The 17,338-nt window shown below is 75.0% G+C and carries 13 protein-coding genes; 8 read left to right on the top strand and 5 right to left on the bottom strand.

The genetic code is table 11. The features are described from left to right. The 6 genes from VM242_11435 to VM242_11410 all read left to right on the top strand — a co-directional run. Nucleotides 1-438 (top strand): hypothetical protein (locus VM242_11435; GenBank protein ID HVM05775.1); only part of this gene is annotated, 438 nt, incomplete at its 5' end. A 201-nt stretch (nucleotides 439-639) separates the two neighbouring features. Beyond that, nucleotides 640-1,575, top strand: a complete 936-nt coding sequence (locus tag VM242_11430) for a sigma-70 family RNA polymerase sigma factor (GenBank protein ID HVM05774.1) — start codon at nucleotides 640-642, stop codon at nucleotides 1,573-1,575. A gap of 119 nt (nucleotides 1,576-1,694) precedes the next feature. After that, nucleotides 1,695-2,153: a TIGR03618 family F420-dependent PPOX class oxidoreductase gene (locus tag VM242_11425; GenBank protein ID HVM05773.1), complete on the top strand. Its 459-nt coding sequence runs from the start codon at nucleotides 1,695-1,697 to the stop codon at nucleotides 2,151-2,153. Nucleotides 2,154-2,204: 51 nt separating this feature from the next. After that, nucleotides 2,205-3,458 carry a hypothetical protein gene (locus tag VM242_11420; GenBank protein ID HVM05772.1) on the top strand — a complete coding sequence of 418 codons (1,254 nt, stop codon included), beginning with the start codon at nucleotides 2,205-2,207 and terminating at the stop codon, nucleotides 3,456-3,458. A gap of 237 nt (nucleotides 3,459-3,695) precedes the next feature. Then, complete coding sequence (locus tag VM242_11415) at nucleotides 3,696-4,403, top strand: glycosyltransferase (GenBank protein ID HVM05771.1); 708 nt, start codon at nucleotides 3,696-3,698, stop codon at nucleotides 4,401-4,403. Nucleotides 4,404-4,526: 123 nt separating this feature from the next. After that, nucleotides 4,527-5,096, top strand: a complete 570-nt coding sequence (locus tag VM242_11410) for a hemerythrin domain-containing protein (protein ID HVM05770.1) — start codon at nucleotides 4,527-4,529, stop codon at nucleotides 5,094-5,096. 105 nt (nucleotides 5,097-5,201) lie between these two features. Here VM242_11410 and VM242_11405 read toward each other — a convergent pair whose 3' ends face one another. Further along, complete coding sequence (locus tag VM242_11405) at nucleotides 5,202-6,212, bottom strand: hypothetical protein (GenBank protein ID HVM05769.1); 1,011 nt, start codon at nucleotides 6,210-6,212, stop codon at nucleotides 5,202-5,204. Nucleotides 6,213-6,377: 165 nt separating this feature from the next. Here VM242_11405 and VM242_11400 point away from each other — a divergent pair, with 165 nt between their 5' ends. Both VM242_11400 and VM242_11395 read left to right on the top strand, forming a co-directional pair. After that, nucleotides 6,378-7,325 (top strand): CHAP domain-containing protein, encoded by a 948-nt coding sequence (locus tag VM242_11400; GenBank protein ID HVM05768.1) that lies wholly within the window; start codon nucleotides 6,378-6,380, stop codon nucleotides 7,323-7,325. A gap of 54 nt (nucleotides 7,326-7,379) precedes the next feature. Next, entirely contained in the window at nucleotides 7,380-8,792 is a 1,413-nt protein-coding gene (locus VM242_11395; GenBank protein HVM05767.1) for a hypothetical protein, read from the top strand. A gap of 42 nt (nucleotides 8,793-8,834) precedes the next feature. On the opposite strand, the gene VM242_11390 is transcribed toward VM242_11395, so the two are convergent. The 4 genes from VM242_11390 to VM242_11375 form a co-directional block, all read right to left on the bottom strand. Further along, complete coding sequence (locus tag VM242_11390; protein HVM05766.1) at nucleotides 8,835-12,878, bottom strand: CHAT domain-containing protein; 4,044 nt, start codon at nucleotides 12,876-12,878, stop codon at nucleotides 8,835-8,837. 136 nt (nucleotides 12,879-13,014) lie between these two features. After that, entirely contained in the window at nucleotides 13,015-14,853 is a 1,839-nt protein-coding gene (locus VM242_11385) for an ABC transporter ATP-binding protein (protein ID HVM05765.1), read from the bottom strand. Beyond that, the gene (locus tag VM242_11380) at nucleotides 14,837-16,723 is read right to left on the bottom strand and encodes an ABC transporter ATP-binding protein (GenBank protein HVM05764.1); all 1,887 of its coding nucleotides are present in this window, start codon (nucleotides 16,721-16,723) and stop codon (nucleotides 14,837-14,839) included. The genes VM242_11385 and VM242_11380 overlap by 17 nt, the downstream gene beginning before the upstream one ends. A gap of 43 nt (nucleotides 16,724-16,766) precedes the next feature. Continuing rightward, a partial coding sequence (locus VM242_11375) for a hypothetical protein (protein HVM05763.1) occupies nucleotides 16,767-17,338 on the bottom strand: 572 nt, incomplete at its 5' end.

Here is a 17,338-nt window from a genome sequence, read left to right as displayed (position 1 = left end):
GTGTCGGCGGGCGGCGAGTCGGCCGGGGTGGTCCGCCACCTTCAGGGCGCCGGCACGGAGGCCGACGACGTCCCCGACGCCGGGCTGGGCGCGGCGGTGGCGTCGGCCGGGCTGGTGCTGCTGGAGGCGTCGGCCGCCGGGCCCGAGCGCTTCGCCGGGGTGGCCGGATCGCTGGCCGCCGCCGCCGTCGGGCGCGCCGCCGGCGTCCCCGTGTGGCTCGTGGCCGGGGTGGGCCGGGCCCTGCCCGCCGCCTTGTGGACCGCGCTCGAGGCGCGCCTCGAGCGGTGGCCGGCGCCGCCCTGGCACCGCGGCACCGAGGTCGTGCCCCTGGCCCTGGTCGACCGGGTCATCGGGCCGGCCGGGCCCCGCCCGCCCGATGCCGCCGGTTCCGCCGGCGGCTGCCCGGTGGCCCCCGAACTGCTCAAGCTCCCCGGATGACCCGGGGCCCCTTGTGACGCCGCGGGTGGTGGTGTACCTCTTTGGTGTCGGTACCGGTTCGGCGGCCCGCCCGCTGGTCGCCGTGCGCGGTTTGGTGGTTGCTGCGCCGGTTCGCGGCTGCTGTGGCATTGGCGCCGGATCGGGGTAGGCTGGAAGAACGAGTTCGTGGGGCGGGGTACTCGAACGGGAGGGAACGTCGGGGTGGTTGTCGAGCGGAGTGCTCGGATCGGAGAGGAGGACGGAGTCCGTCTGTACCTCAACGACATCGCCCGGCACCCGCTCCTCACCAAGGCGGACGAGGCGGAGCTGGCCGGCAAGATCCGGCTCGGCCGTGAGGCGGCCGCCGAGCTGGCATCGGGCACCGACGACGCCCTGAACCGCCAGATCGAGCTGCGCAGGGCCATCCAGGAGGGCGACGAGGCGTCCACCCGCTTCGTGAAGTCGAACCTGCGCCTCGTGGTCTCCATCGCCAAGACGTACCGGGCCTCGGGCCTGCCCCTCCTCGACCTCATCCAGGAGGGGAACATGGGCCTCATCCGGGCCGTCGAGCGCTTCGACGCCACCCGGGGCTTCAAGTTCTCCACCTACGCGACGTGGTGGGTCCGCCAGGCCATCACCCGGGGCATCGCCAACACCAGCCGCACCATCCGCCTGCCCGTCCATGCCGTCGACCAGCTGCTGCGGGTGCGCAAGGCGGTCGTGGCGTTCGAGCAGGCCCACGGCCACCCGCCGGCACCGATCGAGCTGGTCGACCAGCTGGCCATGCCCATCTCGAAGATCGAGGAGCTGCTGCCGTACCTGGTGGACCCCGTGTCGCTCTCCGAGCCGCGCGGCGAGGCGGGCGACACCGAGCTGGGCGAGCTCGTCGTCGACACGGCCACCCCGTCGCCCGACCAGGCCGCCCTGGCCACCATGCTGCCCACCCAGGTCGCCGAGCTGCTGGCCCGGCTCGACCCCCGGGAGCGGGAGATCCTCTCCCTGCGCTACGGCCTCGACCGGGGCGAGCCCCGCACCCTGGCCGAGGTGGCGGCGCGCTTCGGCGTGAGCCGGGAGCGCATCCGCCACATCGAGGGCAAGGCCATCGCCAAGCTCCGCGACTTCTCGGGCTCGAGCCTCCGCGACCTCATCTCCGCCTAGGCCGGCGGGTTCGCCCGGCCTGCCCAACCTGTAGCGGGAACGACCCGGATTCGAGTCGTTCCGACGACAGGTCCGGACCAGCCCGCTTCCGGGCCGAGCGGCCGAAATAGCCTCGGGCGGTGAGCCGGCGCGCCGAGATCCGCCTGACCGACGCCGAGGTCGAGGAGTTCCTCCGGGAGCCGCACCACCTCCACGTGGCCACCATCGCCAGGGACGGGCGGCCCCACCTGGTCACCCTCTGGTACGGCCTGGTGGACGGGTCGGTCGTGCTGTGGACGTACGCCCGGTCCCAGAAGGTGGTGAACCTGCGCCGCGATCCGCGCGTGACGTGCCTGGCCGAGTCGGGCCGGTCCTACGACGAGCTCAAGGGCGTGGAGCTGGTCGGCCACGGGGTCATCCTGGAGGACCGCGAGGCCGTCCTGGCCGCCGGGCGGAGCGTGTTCGACCGGTACCAGGGCCCGTACACCGAGGCCGACCGGCCGCGCCTGGAGAAGATGAGCGCCAAGCGGGTGGCGGTGCGCATCGAGGTGGAGCGGGTGGTCTCGTGGGACCACGCCAAGATGGCGGCGCCCGCCTGATCGCCGGCGGGCGGTACCTTTGCGGGGCAGGGCGCACGCGGGGGGAACACGGTGGGAGCACGATCGGCGGTCCGGCGGGCGGTGCTGGCCGCGGCGGTGGTGGCCGCCGGGATGGGGCCGGCTTCCCCGTCCGCCCGCGCCCAGGCGGCGGGCGACGGCTACCGGCTCCTCGCCGCCGACGGCGGTGTGTTCGCCTTCGGACCGGCCGCCTTCCGGGGCTCGGCGGGTGCCGTGCGGCTGGCGTCGCCTGTGGTGGGCGGCGCCGCCACGCCCGCCGGTGACGGCTACTGGCTGGTCGCCGGCGACGGCGGGGTCTTCGCCTACGGCGACGCCCGGTTCGCGGGGTCGACCGGCGGCCTGCGCCTGAACGCTCCGGTGGTCGGCATGGCGGCGACGCCGACGGGAGCCGGCTACTGGCTGGTGGCCGGCGACGGCGGCGTCTTCGCCTTCGGCGACGCGCGGTTCGCGGGGTCGGCGGCCTCCCTGTCGCCTCGCCCCGTCGTCGTGGGCATCGCCGCCACCCCGACCGGCCGCGGCTACTGGGTGGCGGCCGCCGACGGGTCGGTGTTCGCCTTCGGCGACGCCGCCTTCCTCGGCTCGGCCGCCGGCCGCACCGGCGGCTCGCCCGTCGTCGGGATGGCGGCCACCCCCGACGGGACGGGGTACGTGGTCGCGACCGCCGCCGGCGGCGTCGTCCCGTTCGGGACGGTGACGGCCGCCGGCTCGCTGGCGGGCCGCCCGCTGGCGGCGCCCGTCGTCGGCGTGTGGCTCGCCGGCGGAGGCGGCTACCGGCTGGTGGCGGCCGACGGCGGCGTGTTCGCCTTCGGCCCCGCCGCCTTCGAGGGGTCCATGGCCGGGCGGCGCCTCCGCGCCCCGGTGGCCGCCATGGTGGGCGGCGCCGGCCAGGGCGAGTCGCTCCACCCCGGCACCTACGCCGAGCCGTCGGACAACGGCGCCTTCGTCACCCTCCAGGGCGGCACCGTGACGGAGGCCGGTTCGGCGCTCCGCCAGGGCGCCTCGCCCGAGCGGCTGGGGTTCACGGTCGGGTGGTCGCCGTTCGACGGCCGGGCCTCGGCCCGGTTGCACAACAGTTCCGCCGTACCGCTCGATCTGCCCGGCGGCCTGCGGGCCACCGTGCGGATCACGAGGGACGGGACGCCCTGGCGGGAGCTGGTCGTCTCCGACCCGTCCGTGCGCACGCTGGCGCCCGGCGCGTCGGTCTCGGCGGTCGGCCCCGGCGTCGCCCCTCCGGACGGCGACGGCTCCTACGCCTACGAGGGCGGCACGGTGGTCGTCGTCCCCTGACGCCGCAAGGGGCGAACCTGTGGTGGAAACGACCCGCATCACTCCGGCCCGTTCTGGCGGCGGAAAGGGGCGCTATGCGCCCCCTTCTGCCGCCGGAGCTCTTTGCCGGGCGTGCGGGTCGTTTCCGCGACAGGTGGGGAGGCGGGCCCGAGCCGGGCCCGGCACCGGTCTCCTAACGTGGCGTGCGGCGGAGGCGCGGCGGGACGTCCCCGGTGACGCCGCCGCCCCGTGGGAGCCGTGCGCCTGCGCCGTGAATCGACCATCGACGCCGTCATCCCGGCGAGGGACGAGGCCTCCACCGTGGGCGCCGTCGTCGCCGCCTGCCGGAGGTGCCGGCACGTGCGCGAGGTCATCGTGGTGGACGACGGGTCGAGCGACGCCACCACCGAGCGGGCCCTTGCCGCCGGCGCCAAGGTGCTGCGCCGCCCGGGCTCGCGCCCCGGTGGGGACGGCGGCTCCAAGGCACTCGCCATGGAGGCGGGCGTCGAGCTGAGCGACGCCGACGCCATCCTCTTCGTCGACGCCGACCTCGTCGGCCTCACCAGCGACCACCTCGACGCCATCTGCCGCCCGTACGTGGAGGGGCGGGCGACCATGTCGCTCGGCATCTTCGACTACGGGATCTGGAACCCGCTGGTCCTCCGGTTCCCGCCGACGTCGGGGGAGCGCGTCGTGCCCCGCTGGGTGTTCGATGCGGTACCGCCGCACAAGCGGCAGGGCTATCTCATCGAGATCATGCTCAACGAGGTCGTCACCGAGGCTCGCATGCCGTGCACGGCCCGGGTGATGCACGGCGTCACCCACCGCACCAAACGGGAGAAGTTCGGGTGGTGGGAGGGCACCCGCCGGTCGTGGGAGATGTTCCGGGCCCTGTGGGCGCTGTGGGGGGTGTGCCGCAAGCGGACGTACTGGTTCTACCTGCGGGACCTCACCGTCGAGGGCTGAGCCGGCGCCACGTGTTTCCGGGCCGCGCGGAATCGGGAACCGTTGAGGTCGACGCTCCGTTCGGCACCTCCAGCACCGAGGGCCGGGCGAGCGGGGAATTCGACCCAGAAGGAGACGACCGACATGGACGCACTATCGCTTCTCACCGCCGACCACAACCGGGCCCGGGGCCTGTTCACGCGGTTCCAGAGCGCCGAGGAGAGCGGCGACACGGCGCAGATGACGGAGCTCGCCTCCACGATCCTCGCCGAGCTCGAGGTCCACGCCACCATCGAGGAGGAGATCTTCTACCCGACGGTCAGCGAGGCGTCGGAGGAGATCCACGACCTCGTCACCGAGGGCATCGAGGAGCACCACGTCGTCAAGCAGCTGGGCGAGGAGGTCAAGGCCATCTCGCCCGAGGACGAGACGTGGGCCGCCAAGATGAAGGTGATGATCGAGAACGTCGAGCACCACGCCGAGGAGGAGGAGAGCGAGCTCTGGCCGCTGCTGCGCAAGGCGCTGGACACCTCGGCGCTGGCCGAGCTGGGCGACCGCCTGGAGGCCCGCAAGGCCGAGCTGGGCGCGCCGACGGCAGCCGACAAGGAGCACCTCACGACCGAGGAGCTCAAGGCGCTGGCCAAGGAGCAGGAGATCCCGGGCCGCTCGTCGATGGACCGCGAGGAGCTGGTCGCCACCGTCGGCCTCAAGTAGTCGGCGGGGCGGCGGCGCCCCGCGGAGCGGACGAGTGGGCCGGCCCGGTGCCGGCCCACTCGGCTGCCGGGTGGCGGCGCGCCGCCGCCGGCGCCGCTCGGCGGCTCAGCCGCGGCGGACGGTCCCGACGTCGATGAGCGTGGGCGACGCCAGCAGGTCGCCGGGGGTGACGAAGTTCGCCTCGATGGCGGGGCGGAGGAGCCCGGTGATGAGCCCTCGTGCCGCGGCGGGCCCGACCGTGGCGGCGCTGAGACCGAACGCCGGCGGTCCGTCGGAGGTGGCGTCCGCCAGCGCCGCACCGAAGCCGACGAGCGAGCCCACCAGCTCCTCGTCCGTCGGTCCGGCGCCCACGTCGGGCGAGAAGGACGGCGGCGGCAGCGGCGGCATGTCCTCGCCACCGGCCCTGCCGCTCTCCACCGCCCACGCCGCCAGGATCGGCGCCAGCTCCAGCTCGGCCCGCTCGTCGGCCAGCGCCGGGTCGCCCGCCGACGGCGCCCCGAAGCTCACCGGCTCGGCCGCCGCCGACTCCAGCACGTCGTCGGGTTGGACGAGGGCCCACTCGGCCAGGCTCGTCGCCTCGGCGTCGAAGGCGGTGTCACCGACGGGGATGAGGAGCCGGTAGCGGTCGGCCGGGTCGGCCACCGCCTCGGCGTACACCCGGTAGACGAACTCCGAGCAGATCATGGACCGGGCCCCGCCGCGGTCGACGAAGGCGTTCAACGCCGCTGCGCCATGGTCGAGGACCGAGCGGAGCATCCTCCTGGCGATGCCGGTGAGCCGCAGCCTGCGCGTGCTCGCCAGCAGGGCCAGGAGGACGATCTGTTGATAGGCGTAGGGGCGACCCTCGTCGAGGTAGGTCGACGCCACCGTGAGGACCGGTCCCGGATCGGGGTCGGTGTGGCGCCGCACCCGCATGTACCGGTTCGACTTGGTCGCCGTCTCGATGAGCGTCCGTTGGAGGCCACGGCCACCGGCCTCCCCCAGGGTCGTGGAGTCCAGGGCGATGGCCGCGTGGTTCACGTCGGTCCCGTCGAACGCCCTGATCGCCCACGAGACGAAGCCGCCGCCCCGGAAGAGCAGCACGTCCCCGGCCCGCACCTCGACGCGGTCATCCATGGCGCCCGCCTCCGGTCGTCGGTCGTCTCCCGGAAGGGTCGCGCCGGGGATCGGGCATGTCCAGCCCTTCGCGACAAAGCGATCGGGAGCCGCCAAAGGGTCTTGACACGACGAGAGGGGCATGTTCCGCTTGGGTCCCGCGGCGAGGGTGCTCGAGGGGGAGCGATGAGCGAAGCCAGCGACCAGCCGGTCGACCGCCTCCACGACGCGAGCGGCGACGAGCAGGCCCTCAAGATCGAGGCCGACCTGCTGGCCGAGGGCGACAACGCCCTCCAGGACGGCGATCCCGAGGACCAGCCCGACCAGCAGCCTCCTCCGAGCTTCCGCATCCCGGGATCGCAGATCGACCGCGTGATCGCCCGCTTCGAGACCCAGGTCGGCGTGGAGGAGTCGCCGCCCGGGAGCAACCGCACCCCGTACACGGAGTGGTACGGGCTGGTCGGCCCGTGGTGCGCCATGTTCGTGAGCTGGTGCTTCGCCATGGAGGGGAACCCGCTGGCGGCGAGCACGTCGAAGGGCTTCGCCTACACCCCGTCCGGCGCCCAGTGGTTCAAGAAGCAGGGTCGCTGGACAACCGACCCGGCCCGGGGCCACGTGGTGTTCTTCGACTTCCCCGGCGACGGCGTCGACCGCATCTCCCACGTGGGGGTGGTCACGGCCGTCTCCGGCGACGGGAGCATCGAGACCATCGAGGGGAACACCGACGAGAAGGGCGGCCGCACCGGCGGCAAGGTGATGCGCCGGCGGCGCAAGGTCGGCATCGTCGGCTACGGCATCCCCGCCTACGTCGACGCCGGGTTCGACACCGAGGCCGCCGATCCCCTCCCCCCACCCGCCCCGCCCCAGCACTTCCCGGAGGAAGGCATGACGAACCACACGTTGACCATCCAGCTGGACGCCAACGGCAACGGCTACAACGACCTGGCCGGCGTGCCCGTCTCCAGGATCGCCTCCGTGGTGGTCCAGGGCCCGAATCCCCAGGCCCAGGGGAGCTACGCCCGCGGCTTCCACGATCCCGAGGTCACCGACGCCGGCGGCTCGGCCCGGGTGGTGCTGAAGGCGACGGCCCCGGGGAAGGCGACGGTCGCCGTCTCCGTGTGGGCGGTCGACTAGTCGGCCCGCCCGCTCCCGGCGAACGCCCCGTGCCCGATCGAACCGGGGGCGGCGGTGGGTGAGCGGATCCTCGGCAACGGGATCAACCCCGACACGGGCGAGTACGTGGCCGCCGTCGAGCTCGACCGGCTGGGCGAGCTCCTGCTCGCCGTCCCCGGCGACGAGCGCCGGGAGCGGTACCTGGAGATGCGCGGGGACCGGTCGCCGACGTTCGGTCTCCCGTTCGACGTCGACCCTCTCGACGTCGCCAGCGCCGGGTGGTGCGCCGTGTTCTCCGTCGAGGAGGACGACGCCGTCCGCCGGGCCGTCGCGCCGCTGCTCGAGCACCGCCGGGCCCAGGTGAAGGAGGACCGGTTCAAGGTCCTCGACCACCGCCCGGGCGAGGACTTCTTGTCGTGGCTCGGGCGCAACGGGGCCCACCCGGGGTCACCCGAACCGACCCGGGTGCCGTACTACGTGCTGCTGGTGGGGCCGCCGACGCGGATCCCCTTCGAGTTCCAGTACCTGCTCGACGGCGAGTACAGCGTGGGCCGGCTGTGCTTCGACGAGCCCGACCACTACCGCCGCTACGCCGAGAGCGTGGTCGCCCACGAGGAGGCGCCTCCCGCCACGGTGCCGCCCCACGCCGTGTTCTTCGGGACGAACCACCTGGGGGACCGCGCCACGAACATGAGCTCGTCCCTGCTGGTCGGGCCCCTGGCCGGTGGCTACGAGGGCAAGGCGCCGATCGTCGAGCGCTACGGCGGCACGTGCTCGTCGACGGTGGGCGACGCTGCCCGGCGGGACGCGCTGCTGGACGTCCTCTCGGGCAGGGGCACCGCCGGCGGCCGGCGGCCGTCGCTCCTGTTCACCGCCACCCACGGCCTCGGCGGCCTGCCGCCCGGTGACCCGCGCCAGCGGGCGCAGCACGGGGCGCTGCTTTGCCAGGACTGGACGGGGGGACCGGTCGACGTCGCCAACCAGACCGTCACCGCCGCCGACGTGGAGGACGCCGACGTCCACGGGATGGTCGCCTTCTTCTTCGCCTGCTACGGCGCGGGCACACCCGACCGGGACGAGTTCCCGTCGCTGGCCGGCGGCGAGCGACCGAGGATCGCCGACGAGCCCTTCGTCGCCGCCCTGCCCAACGCCCTCCTGGCCGCCGAGCGGGGTTCGGCCCTCGCCGTCATCGGCCACGTGGAGCGGGCGTGGGGGTACTCGATCACCGATCGGGCCGGCGTCAACCTCCAGGCGTTCGAGAACGCCCTCGGCCAGATCGTCGTCGGGCGACCGGTCGGCGCGGCCCTGGGCGACTTCAACGACAAGTACGCCGCCCTGTCCACCAACCTGGCGTCGCTGCTGCGGGAGATGGAGTACGGGCTGAACGTGGCGCCGTCCAAGCTGGCCGCCCTGTGGACCGAGCGCAACGACGCCCAGAACTTCGTCCTGCTGGGCGACCCCGCCGTCCGGCTGCGGACCGCCCGCTGACCCCACTCCCGCTTCCCCGCAACGCCCGGTGTCCGCCGGCGGTCAGGCGCCGGCGGCCGGCCACGCCTCCCGGTCGAGGTCGGCCGCCATGGCCGCCGTGAGGGTCTCCGCCTCGCGGGCGAACTGGCGGCGGTACCGCGTGTTGCCGCTCGTGAGCTTGCGTTCCGACGGCTCGGGCGCCAGCAGGGCGTCGACCACCTCGCCCAGCCGGTCGGCGACCGACGCGGCGGCGGGCGCCACCGGCGGCTCGGCCCCGGCGGCCCGCCAGAACGGCTCCCAGAAGCGGGCCACCGCCGCCAGGCCGGCGTCGGCTTCCTCGCCGCGGCCCGACGACACCAGCTGGCCGAGGCGGGCGGCGACGCGGCGCTTCATCTCCCGGTACAGCGTCAACGCGTAGATGTCGGGTGGGTGGGCCGAGCTCTGGAGCCGGTAGGCGTAGAAGGTGGCCGCCGCGTACCGCCCGAAGGCGGCGGCCGGGGCCCCGCGCTCCCACTCGACGTCGGCCTCGATGCGGTAGAGGTTGGCGCGCAGCTCCACGTCGAGCTCCCGCCGGGGGTGCTCGAGGTCGGTGGCCAGCGCCCCCCGCCACTGCGCCTCGGCTTCGTCGAGGCGCCCGCGGTCGAGCTCGAGGTCGGCCCAGGCGTAGCGGCCCCACGCGACCTCCCACCACTCACCGCCCTGCCCGAGCAGGTCCAGCGACTCCCGGTAGCTCGCCGCCGCGTCGTCGAACCGGTCCAGGTAGCGGTGGCACTGCCCGACGAACTGGGCGGTGATGGCGCGGACGTGGCGCCGGTCCTCGCCGCCCACCCCCGCGCCGGAGTCGTCGAGGCCGGCGAGCGCACGGGCGTCCAGCAGGCGACGGAGGGCCGACGACCAGTCGCCCCGGCCCCGCTTGTCGGGCCCGAGCGGGTAGGCGCGGGCGAAGCCCGTCATGGCCTCGTACCACCGGCGGTCCTCGGCGTCCTCGCACCGGTCGCGCGCCCACTCCACCAGGAGACGGTCGCCGTACTCGAAGCGGACGTAGGAGCCCCACCACCAGAAGGCGTCGAAGAACAGGCCGGTGTAGGCGAGGCGGGCGGCGACGCGGTCCTCCAGCCGGGACAGGTGGAACAGGTAGCGGGCCTTGGACTCCTGCCAGTCCGGCTGCTCGAATCGGTACCAGCACAGCGTCTGCTCCTGGTTGGTCTCCTCGTACGCCCGCAGCCACTGCCGGAAGTGCTCGGCGACCCGGCCGTGGACGGCCAGGCGCACCTCGGGGGCCAGGGCGTCGAACTTCGACACGGCGTAGTCGCGGACGAGCGGCTGGAGCTCGAACACGGCGCGACCCGGCTCGTCCACCAGCGAGAGCTCGGTGAGGGCCCGCAGGTCGCGCGAGGCGGTCGCCGGGTCGACGCCCCACGCCGCCGCCACCGCCGCGAGCGTGAGGCCCCCCGGAGCGAACGCGCCGAGCGCGGCGAAGCGGTCCCGCCGGCGGTCGTCGAGGGCCCGCTCGTAGGTGGTGTCGAAGATGGCGCGCACGGGACGGTCGCGCGGCCCGAGGTCGAGGCGGCGCGACTCCAGGTCGCTCAACACGTCGTCGATCGTCACGCCCGCCTCGAGCTCCTTGGCGACGAGGCGGGCGGCCAGCTCCAGGGCGAGGGGCATCCGGCCGAGCAGCGCCGCCATCCGGGGCAGCGCGGCGGCCCCCTTCGGGCCCAGCACGTCGCCGACCAGGTGGCGCAGCAGCGACACGGCGGCGTCGTCCGACAGCGGGCCGAGGGGGACGTGGCGGGTCCCCGGCTCGTCAGCCAGCTGCTCGTCGACGGTGGTCACCACCAGGCCGCAGTCGCGGAAGCGGAACAGGTCCACCGTCTCGCAGTCGGCGGCGTCGTCGACGAGGACGAGCAGCCGGGCCCGCCGGCCCTGGAGCAGCGAGCGGACCATGGACACCCGTGAGGTCACCACGTCGTGGTCCGCCACGCTGCGGCCGAACACGCGGGCGACGTGCTCCAGCGCCGTCATGACGTCGGTGGCGTTGAGGTCGAAGTAGACGGTGCCGTCGGGGAAGGCCGCCTCCACCTCGGGGCTGGCGGCGAAGGCCTCCACGAGCGCCGACTTGCCCACGCCGGGCATCCCGGAGACGACGGCGACCCGGCGGTCGTCGGTCGGGAGCACGGCCTGGCGCACCTGTTCCAGCTCGCGGTCGCGCCCGCGGAAGGTGGCGGGGGGCGCCTTGGCCTCGCGCGGCACCACGGCGGCCGGCGCCGGCTCGGGCGGGGCGTCGACGAGGGGCACCTTGCGCTCCTGGTGGTGCAGCCAGCCGACGTCGAGGGCGAACCGGAAGCGCTGCGCCCGCTCGTCGAGCGCCCTCCGCCCCGCCGTGCGGGCCTTCTCGAACGTCAGGTGCCCGCCGTCGCCGCCTTGTCCGGCGTGGGCGTCGGCGGCGTGGGCCAGCCGGGCGAACCCGGTGCACTCGACGGCGACGTAGCTCCCCGAGTCGACCTGCTCCACCAGGCTCTCGAGCCCGCTGCGGCCGGTGAGGACCCCGTCCGGGAACAGCCCACGGTCGGCGCTGGCGTGCACGTCCGCCGCACCGCGGGACAGCGACACGAGGGCGACGGCGTGGTCGTCGAACGCCACCACCACGGGCAGCAGGCCGTTGCCCAGGGCGAGGCCGGCGAACAGCACCGTCAGGTCGAGGGCGTCGCCGGCCTGGCCCGCCCCGAGGAGCTGTTCCGACGTCCGGACCTCCCGGAGCGGGTCGTCCTCCCCGTGGGGCCGGCCGGCGAAGGTCAGCTCCCGCCTGGAGAGGGCGTCGTAGACGGCCCTCACCGTCTCCAGCCGGGCATCGGGACGCTCGTCGAGGTCGTAGCTCGGGCGCCCGAGCGTGAGCCAGCGCCGGGCGTCGGGCGTGACGAAGCACGCCAGGTCCGCCGGCGCCGAGACCGCCCACCGCGGCCGGGGCCGAGCCTCCTCCGACGGTGCGGTCCCCCGCTCCTCGTCGGGCACGTACCACAGGCGCCCGCTCTTGAGCCGCATGTAGAGCACCGGCATCCACCAGTCCGCGTTTCCCCGGACCTTGCCCCGGGCGACGGCGACGGCCCGGTCGATCTGGCCGTCGCTGCCCAGCTCGGCGAAGAAGGCGGGCATGAAGCGCTCCACCGTCGCCATGGTGACGTTGCCCTGCATGGCGACGACGGCGGGGACGCCGATGTCGGCCAGGCGGGGACCGAGGCCGGCCAGGGCGCCGCCGTCGGCCGCCGTGCCGCCGTGCCCGCTCTGGCACGACGCCAGGACCACCAGCCGGGGCAGGCGGGGCAGCTCCCGCAGGCGGGCGACCAGGTCGGCACCGGGCACCCGCACCACGGACCCGTCCGCCGCTTCCAGCAGGAGCTGGGGCTCGCCCGAGGCGACGAACCCGTGGCACACGAGGTAGAAGACGTCGGGCCTGGCCCGGAGGGCGTCGACGATGGAGTCGAGGCCGGCCGTCCCCGCCGACGCCAGCTCCACCAGGCGCATCCCGCGCAGGCTGGCCCGGGCCCGCCCCAGCTCGCCGGCGACGTCGACCGGCGCCAGCGGCGGGTTGCCCCACGACTCGATGCCGCGCGGGTCGGCGACGGCCACCACCGCGTCGAGGCCGGCCCGAGGGGCCGGGGTCACCCGCCGCCAGTCGGCCGTGCTCAGGTAACGCGAGAACAGGATGTTCTCGTTGGTGAGCAGCCGGTCGCCGGTGTCGGGGTCCCGGAGCGTCTCCCAGCGCAGCTGGTGCAGCGGATCGGCGCTGGCGGCGACGAAGAGCCGTACCCGCAGCGGCACGCCGTTGGTCTCCGCCTCCTGGCGCGCTCGTGCGAACGCGGCACCGACGTCGGATGCGAACAGTCGGCGGGTGAGGGCCAGCCCGTACTCCTCGGTCCCGAGGGCCACGGACTCGGGCGCGGGCACGTCGCCGAGGTCGACGGGCACGTCCTCGGCCAGGCGGACGTCGCCGTCGCTCCCGGCCGGGCTGAAGCGCAGGTCGACGGCGGCGGTGCCGCCGCCCCGCCGGCGCAGGACGATCTCGAGCTCGGCGTCCGCCGCCGCCGTCCACGGTGCGCTGCCCGGCCCCACTACCGACGGCCCCTGTCTCGGCAAGGGTGGGGGGCGGCGAACCCGTGCCCGGGGTGCCCGGTGTGGGCCATGGGGCCGACGTTATGCCTCGGCGACCGGCGGCGGGAGGTCGGAAGTCGGAAGGCGGGAGGCGGGCTCAGCGGTAGGCGCTGGCCTGGATGCCGTACAGCTCGGCGTACTGGCCGCCCCGGGCCATCAACTGGGCGTGGCTGCCGAACTCGACCAGGCGGGAGCCGTCGAGCACGACGATGAGATCGGCCATCCGCACGGTGCTGAAGCGGTGGGAGACGAGGATGGTGATCGCCCCCGCCCCGTCGCCGGGGCCCCGCCGCCGGGTCGCCGCCGCGTAACGCTCGAACAGGGCGTGCTCCGTCTCGGCGTCGAGCGCCGCCGTCGGCTCGTCGAGGACGAGCAGGAGCGGCTCCTCGCGCATGAAGCCGCGGGCCAGCGCCAGCTTCTGCCACTGGCCGAACGACACCTCGACGCCGCCCGGCCACGTGGGCCCCAGCTGGGTGTCGAGGCCGCCGGCGAGGCGGGCCACGTCGTCGGCGGCGCCCGCCTCCTCCACCGCCCGCACCACGGCCGGCTCGTCGTCGAGACGGGGCACGTCGCCCACGCCCACCGACCGGCGGGCGGGGAGCTCGAAGCGGAAGAAGTCCTGGAAGGCGCCGGCCAGGCGGGACCGCCACTCTTCGGCCGCCATGCCCGCCAGCGGCGCCCCGTCCACCAGGATGCGACCCGACGCCGGCTCGTAGAGCTTGCACAGGAGCTTGACCAGGGTGCTCTTGCCGGCGCCGTTCTCGCCCACCACGGCGACCACGGCACCGGCGGGCAGGGTCAGCGACACGTCGTCGAGGACCAGCCGGTCGGCGCCCGGGTAGGCGAACGAGACGTGCTCGAGCGCGATGCCGGTGGTGAGCCGTTCGGGCACGGGTTGGTCGGCTGCCGCCCGCGACGACGCCGCGTAGTCCTCCAGCCACGCCAGCCGCCGGGATCCGTCCAGCCAGATGCCGCGCAGGAAGCCGATCTCGCCCACCGTGGCGCTGACGTAGGACGACAGCCGGGAGCCGGCGGCGAGCACCAGCAGGACGTCGCCGGGCGGGGCTTCGATCCCCGACGCCACGAACACGACGGCGCCCACGTAGGCGCCGCCGAACACCGCCCAAGCGGCGGCGTGCCACAGGGCGCTCCTCCACCGCGCCGCGCCGACGGGGCCGTACCAGCGCTCCCATTCCTCCCGCCGCCGGGTCGCCAGCCGGGGCCCGATGCCGGCGACGCGCACCTCCTTGCCGGGCGCCGCCGTGGTGGCGGTGAGGAACAGGTGGCGGGCCAGCCGGTCGAACGGCGCCGCCCGCTCCTCCACCCGGCGCTCGATCCCGGGCCGCCACGTCGACGACGCCACGGTGGGCAGGGCGAACACGGCCAGGAGCGCCAGCGCCGGGTGGATGGACACGAGCAGGGCGATGGTCACGGCGAGCCGCAGGACCCACCCGGCCGTGGTGAACAGCGACATGTAGAGATGGTCCAGCACGAACACGTGGTTGCGGAGGACGGCCAGGCGGTCGAGGAGCTCCGGGCGCTCCTGGTGGGCGATGGTCGCCACCGACGCCTGGAGCCGGGCGACGTGGGTCTCCAGCACGATGGTGATCCGGTCGCGGAAGCGCCGCTGGACCCGGACGCCCACGACCCGCAGGAACCACATGCCGGTGGCCGAGCCGCCGAGCCCGAGGGCGGAGAGCGTGACCAGCCGGCGCTCGCCCTCCAGCACGCCCTCGCCCAGCAGCTTCAGCCACAGGGCCATGAGCGCGTCGGGCAGCGCCGCCAGGAGGGCGAGGGCGAGCGACGCCACGAGCAGGGCGCGCTCGTGGCGCCAGCCGATGCCGAGCATCCGGCCCATGGACCGGAGGGCGGGGGGGAGGTCGTCGACCTCGGGCGCCCGCCGGTCGGCGGGCGACCCGTCAGCCGAGGGCTTCATACGCCGCTCCCTCCTCGTCGGTGCCCTCGAACCGCGAGGCCTGGAGGTCGAACATCGTGCGGTAGCGGCCGCCCAGCGCCACGAGCTCGTCGTGGGGGCCCAGCTCGACCACCCCCCCGTGCTCCAGCACGCAGATGCGGTCGGCGTGGCGGACGGTGGAGAAGCGGTGGGACACGAGGACCGTGGTCGCCCTGCGGGTGGCGGCCAGGACCCGGTCGAAGATCTCCGCCTCGCCCCGCACGTCGAGCTGGGCGGTGGGCTCGTCCAGCAGGACCAGCCCGGCGCCCTGGTGGACGGCGCAGAGGGCCCGGGCCAGGGCGACCCGCTGCCACTGGCCGCCGGACAGCTCCGTCCCGCCCTCGTAGCCCTTGGCGAGGGGAGTGTCGAGCGAGGCCAGCCCCGACGCGCCGGCCTCGGCCAGGGCGGCGAGGACGGCGTCGTCGTCGGCGCCCGCCGGCGCCACGTTGTCCCGCAGGGGCAGCTCGAAGCGCACGAAGTCCTGGAACACGGCCGTGACCCGGCGCCGCCAGGCGTCCACGTCCAGGTCCCGGAGGTCGACGCCGTCCACCTCGATGGCGCCGCCCTGGGGGTCGTACAGGCGGCACAAGAGCTTGGCGAGGGTCGTCTTGCCGGCGCCGTTCTGGCCCACGATGGCGATCGACGACCCGGCCGGGATGGTGAGGTCGAAGTGCTCCAGGACCGGGGGGCCGCCGCCGGGGTAGGCGAAGGTGACGTCCCGGAAGCGGATCCCGGAGACGGGGGCGCCGGCGGCCGGCTCCCGGCGGGTCGCCGACGTGGCCGCCGCCAGCGCGCCGGCTGGGCCCATGGCCGGGCCCAGCCTCAGGACGGCGGCGACGGGCGCGGCGGCGCCGTCCAGGGCCCAGTTCAGGCCGCCGAAGGCGATGGCGCTCACCTGCACCGCGACCTGGGCGAACACCACGGCCCGGTCCAGCCCCAGCCGGCCGTCGGCCGCCGCGTCGGCCATGGACCAGAACACCACGACGTTGGCGGCCGCGATCAGCAGGAGGCACCAGATCACGGGCTTCTCGCGCAGCCTGGTGGCCCGGTACTGCAGGTCGAACAGCTCACGGCGGCGCGAGCGGAACCGGTCGATCGTCCAGTCGGCCAGGCCGAACAGGCGCAGCTCCTTGGCCGCCGGAGGGTCGACGGCCAGGCGGTAGGCGTACTCGGCGTGGCGCTGGGCAGCCTTCACCTCGGCGGTGTTGCGGTCGCGCCACACCGAGCTCTCCCGGAGCAGCCAGTGGGTCGACGCCCACGCGCCGCCGAGCACGAGCGGCGCCCACCAGGCGTAGCCGAAGAGGACCAGGGCGGCGGCCACCCCGGCGATCAGCTCCACCAGCCCGCCGGCGATGAAGCCCACGTTGAAGTGCATCGGCGGGCCGGTCATCCCGTAGTCGAACTCCCGGGCGACGGTGAGGTCGCCCACGAGCGTGGGGTCCTCGAGGTGGCCGATGCCGGGCGGCTCGACGCAGGCGTCGGTGAGGCGGTCGTACAGCCACGCGGCCACCCGGCTGCCGAGGTTGGAGCTCAGGGCCTGCTGGAGCGGTGACACGACTTGGAGCACCACGAACACGGCGCCCGCGAACACCAGGGGGGCGGCCAGCGAGCCGCCGTCCTCCACGGCCCCCACGAGCACCCCCACGGCGACGGCGAACACGGCGGGGAGGACGCCCCGCAGCACGAGCGTGGCCCACCAGGCGGCGGCCAGGCGCGGGTCGGCCCTGGGCAGCACGCTGAAGAACTTCCACTCCTGGCGCTGGCGAAGCCGGGCGAGCACCTGCCGCAGACCCCCCTTCGAGGCGGCTGCCACGATGGCACACCCCGCCTCCTCCGCCTCCCCGGTTTCCACCGGTCGCCCCCGTGCGCGGGCGGCGCCCGGGTGCCGCTGTGCGCTACCGGGCCGTGAGCCCGGCGATCAGCGCTCGCTGCGAGTCGTCGGGTGGCGGCCCCAGCGTGCTGGCGAAGTCGCCGCCCGGAACCTGCCAGGCGGCGAAGCTCTCGGCGAAGTCGCCCGCCGGCGTCGCCAGGTCGGCGCAGGCGTTGCACCCGAACCAGGCCAGGGCGGGGTCGAGCCCCCGGGCGGCCTGCCACCGTTCACGGTCCGCCCACGTGCCCCGGGAGAAGTCGAAGGCGTGGGCGACCTCGTGGGCGACGTCGAACGCCGTCTGGTCCACCGGGTCCGAGGCCCGGGCGTACACGTCGATGCGGCGCTCGTGCAGAAGCGTCCGGGCCCGTAGGCCCGGACGGGCCGGGTGGAAGGCGATCTCGTAGCCGAGCGACGGCCACGGGTACGAGATCCGGGCCAGGGCGGCGGCCGCCCGGTCGCGCAGCCACGCCCCGCCCGCCGGGTCGACGGTGACGCCGGCCGTCACCGGTGGCGGTGGGAAGAGAACGGCTGGCACCACCGCGGCCGGGTCGGGGCCCGGCGGGGCCGGCCCGGCGGGCACGGGGACGAGGGCGGGGA

It is taken from the genome of Acidimicrobiales bacterium, assembly GCA_035540975.1.
Classification (GTDB): Bacteria; Actinomycetota; Acidimicrobiia; order Acidimicrobiales.
Note: the sequence above shows the minus strand (reverse complement) of the source record. Positions and strands in the feature narration are given on the sequence as shown.

Bases quoted from the DNA above. Each gene is read 5' to 3' on its own strand.
- VM242_11410 (HVM05770.1), top strand. From the start codon at position 4,527: ATGGACGCACTATCGCTTCTCACCGCCGACCACAACCGGGCCCGGGGC.
- VM242_11405 (HVM05769.1), bottom strand. From the start codon at position 6,212: ATGGATGACCGCGTCGAGGTGCGGGCCGGGGACGTGCTGCTCTTCCGG.
- VM242_11400 (HVM05768.1), top strand. From the start codon at position 6,378: ATGAGCGAAGCCAGCGACCAGCCGGTCGACCGCCTCCACGACGCGAGC.
- VM242_11385 (HVM05765.1), bottom strand. From the start codon at position 14,853: ATGAAGCCCTCGGCTGACGGGTCGCCCGCCGACCGGCGGGCGCCCGAG.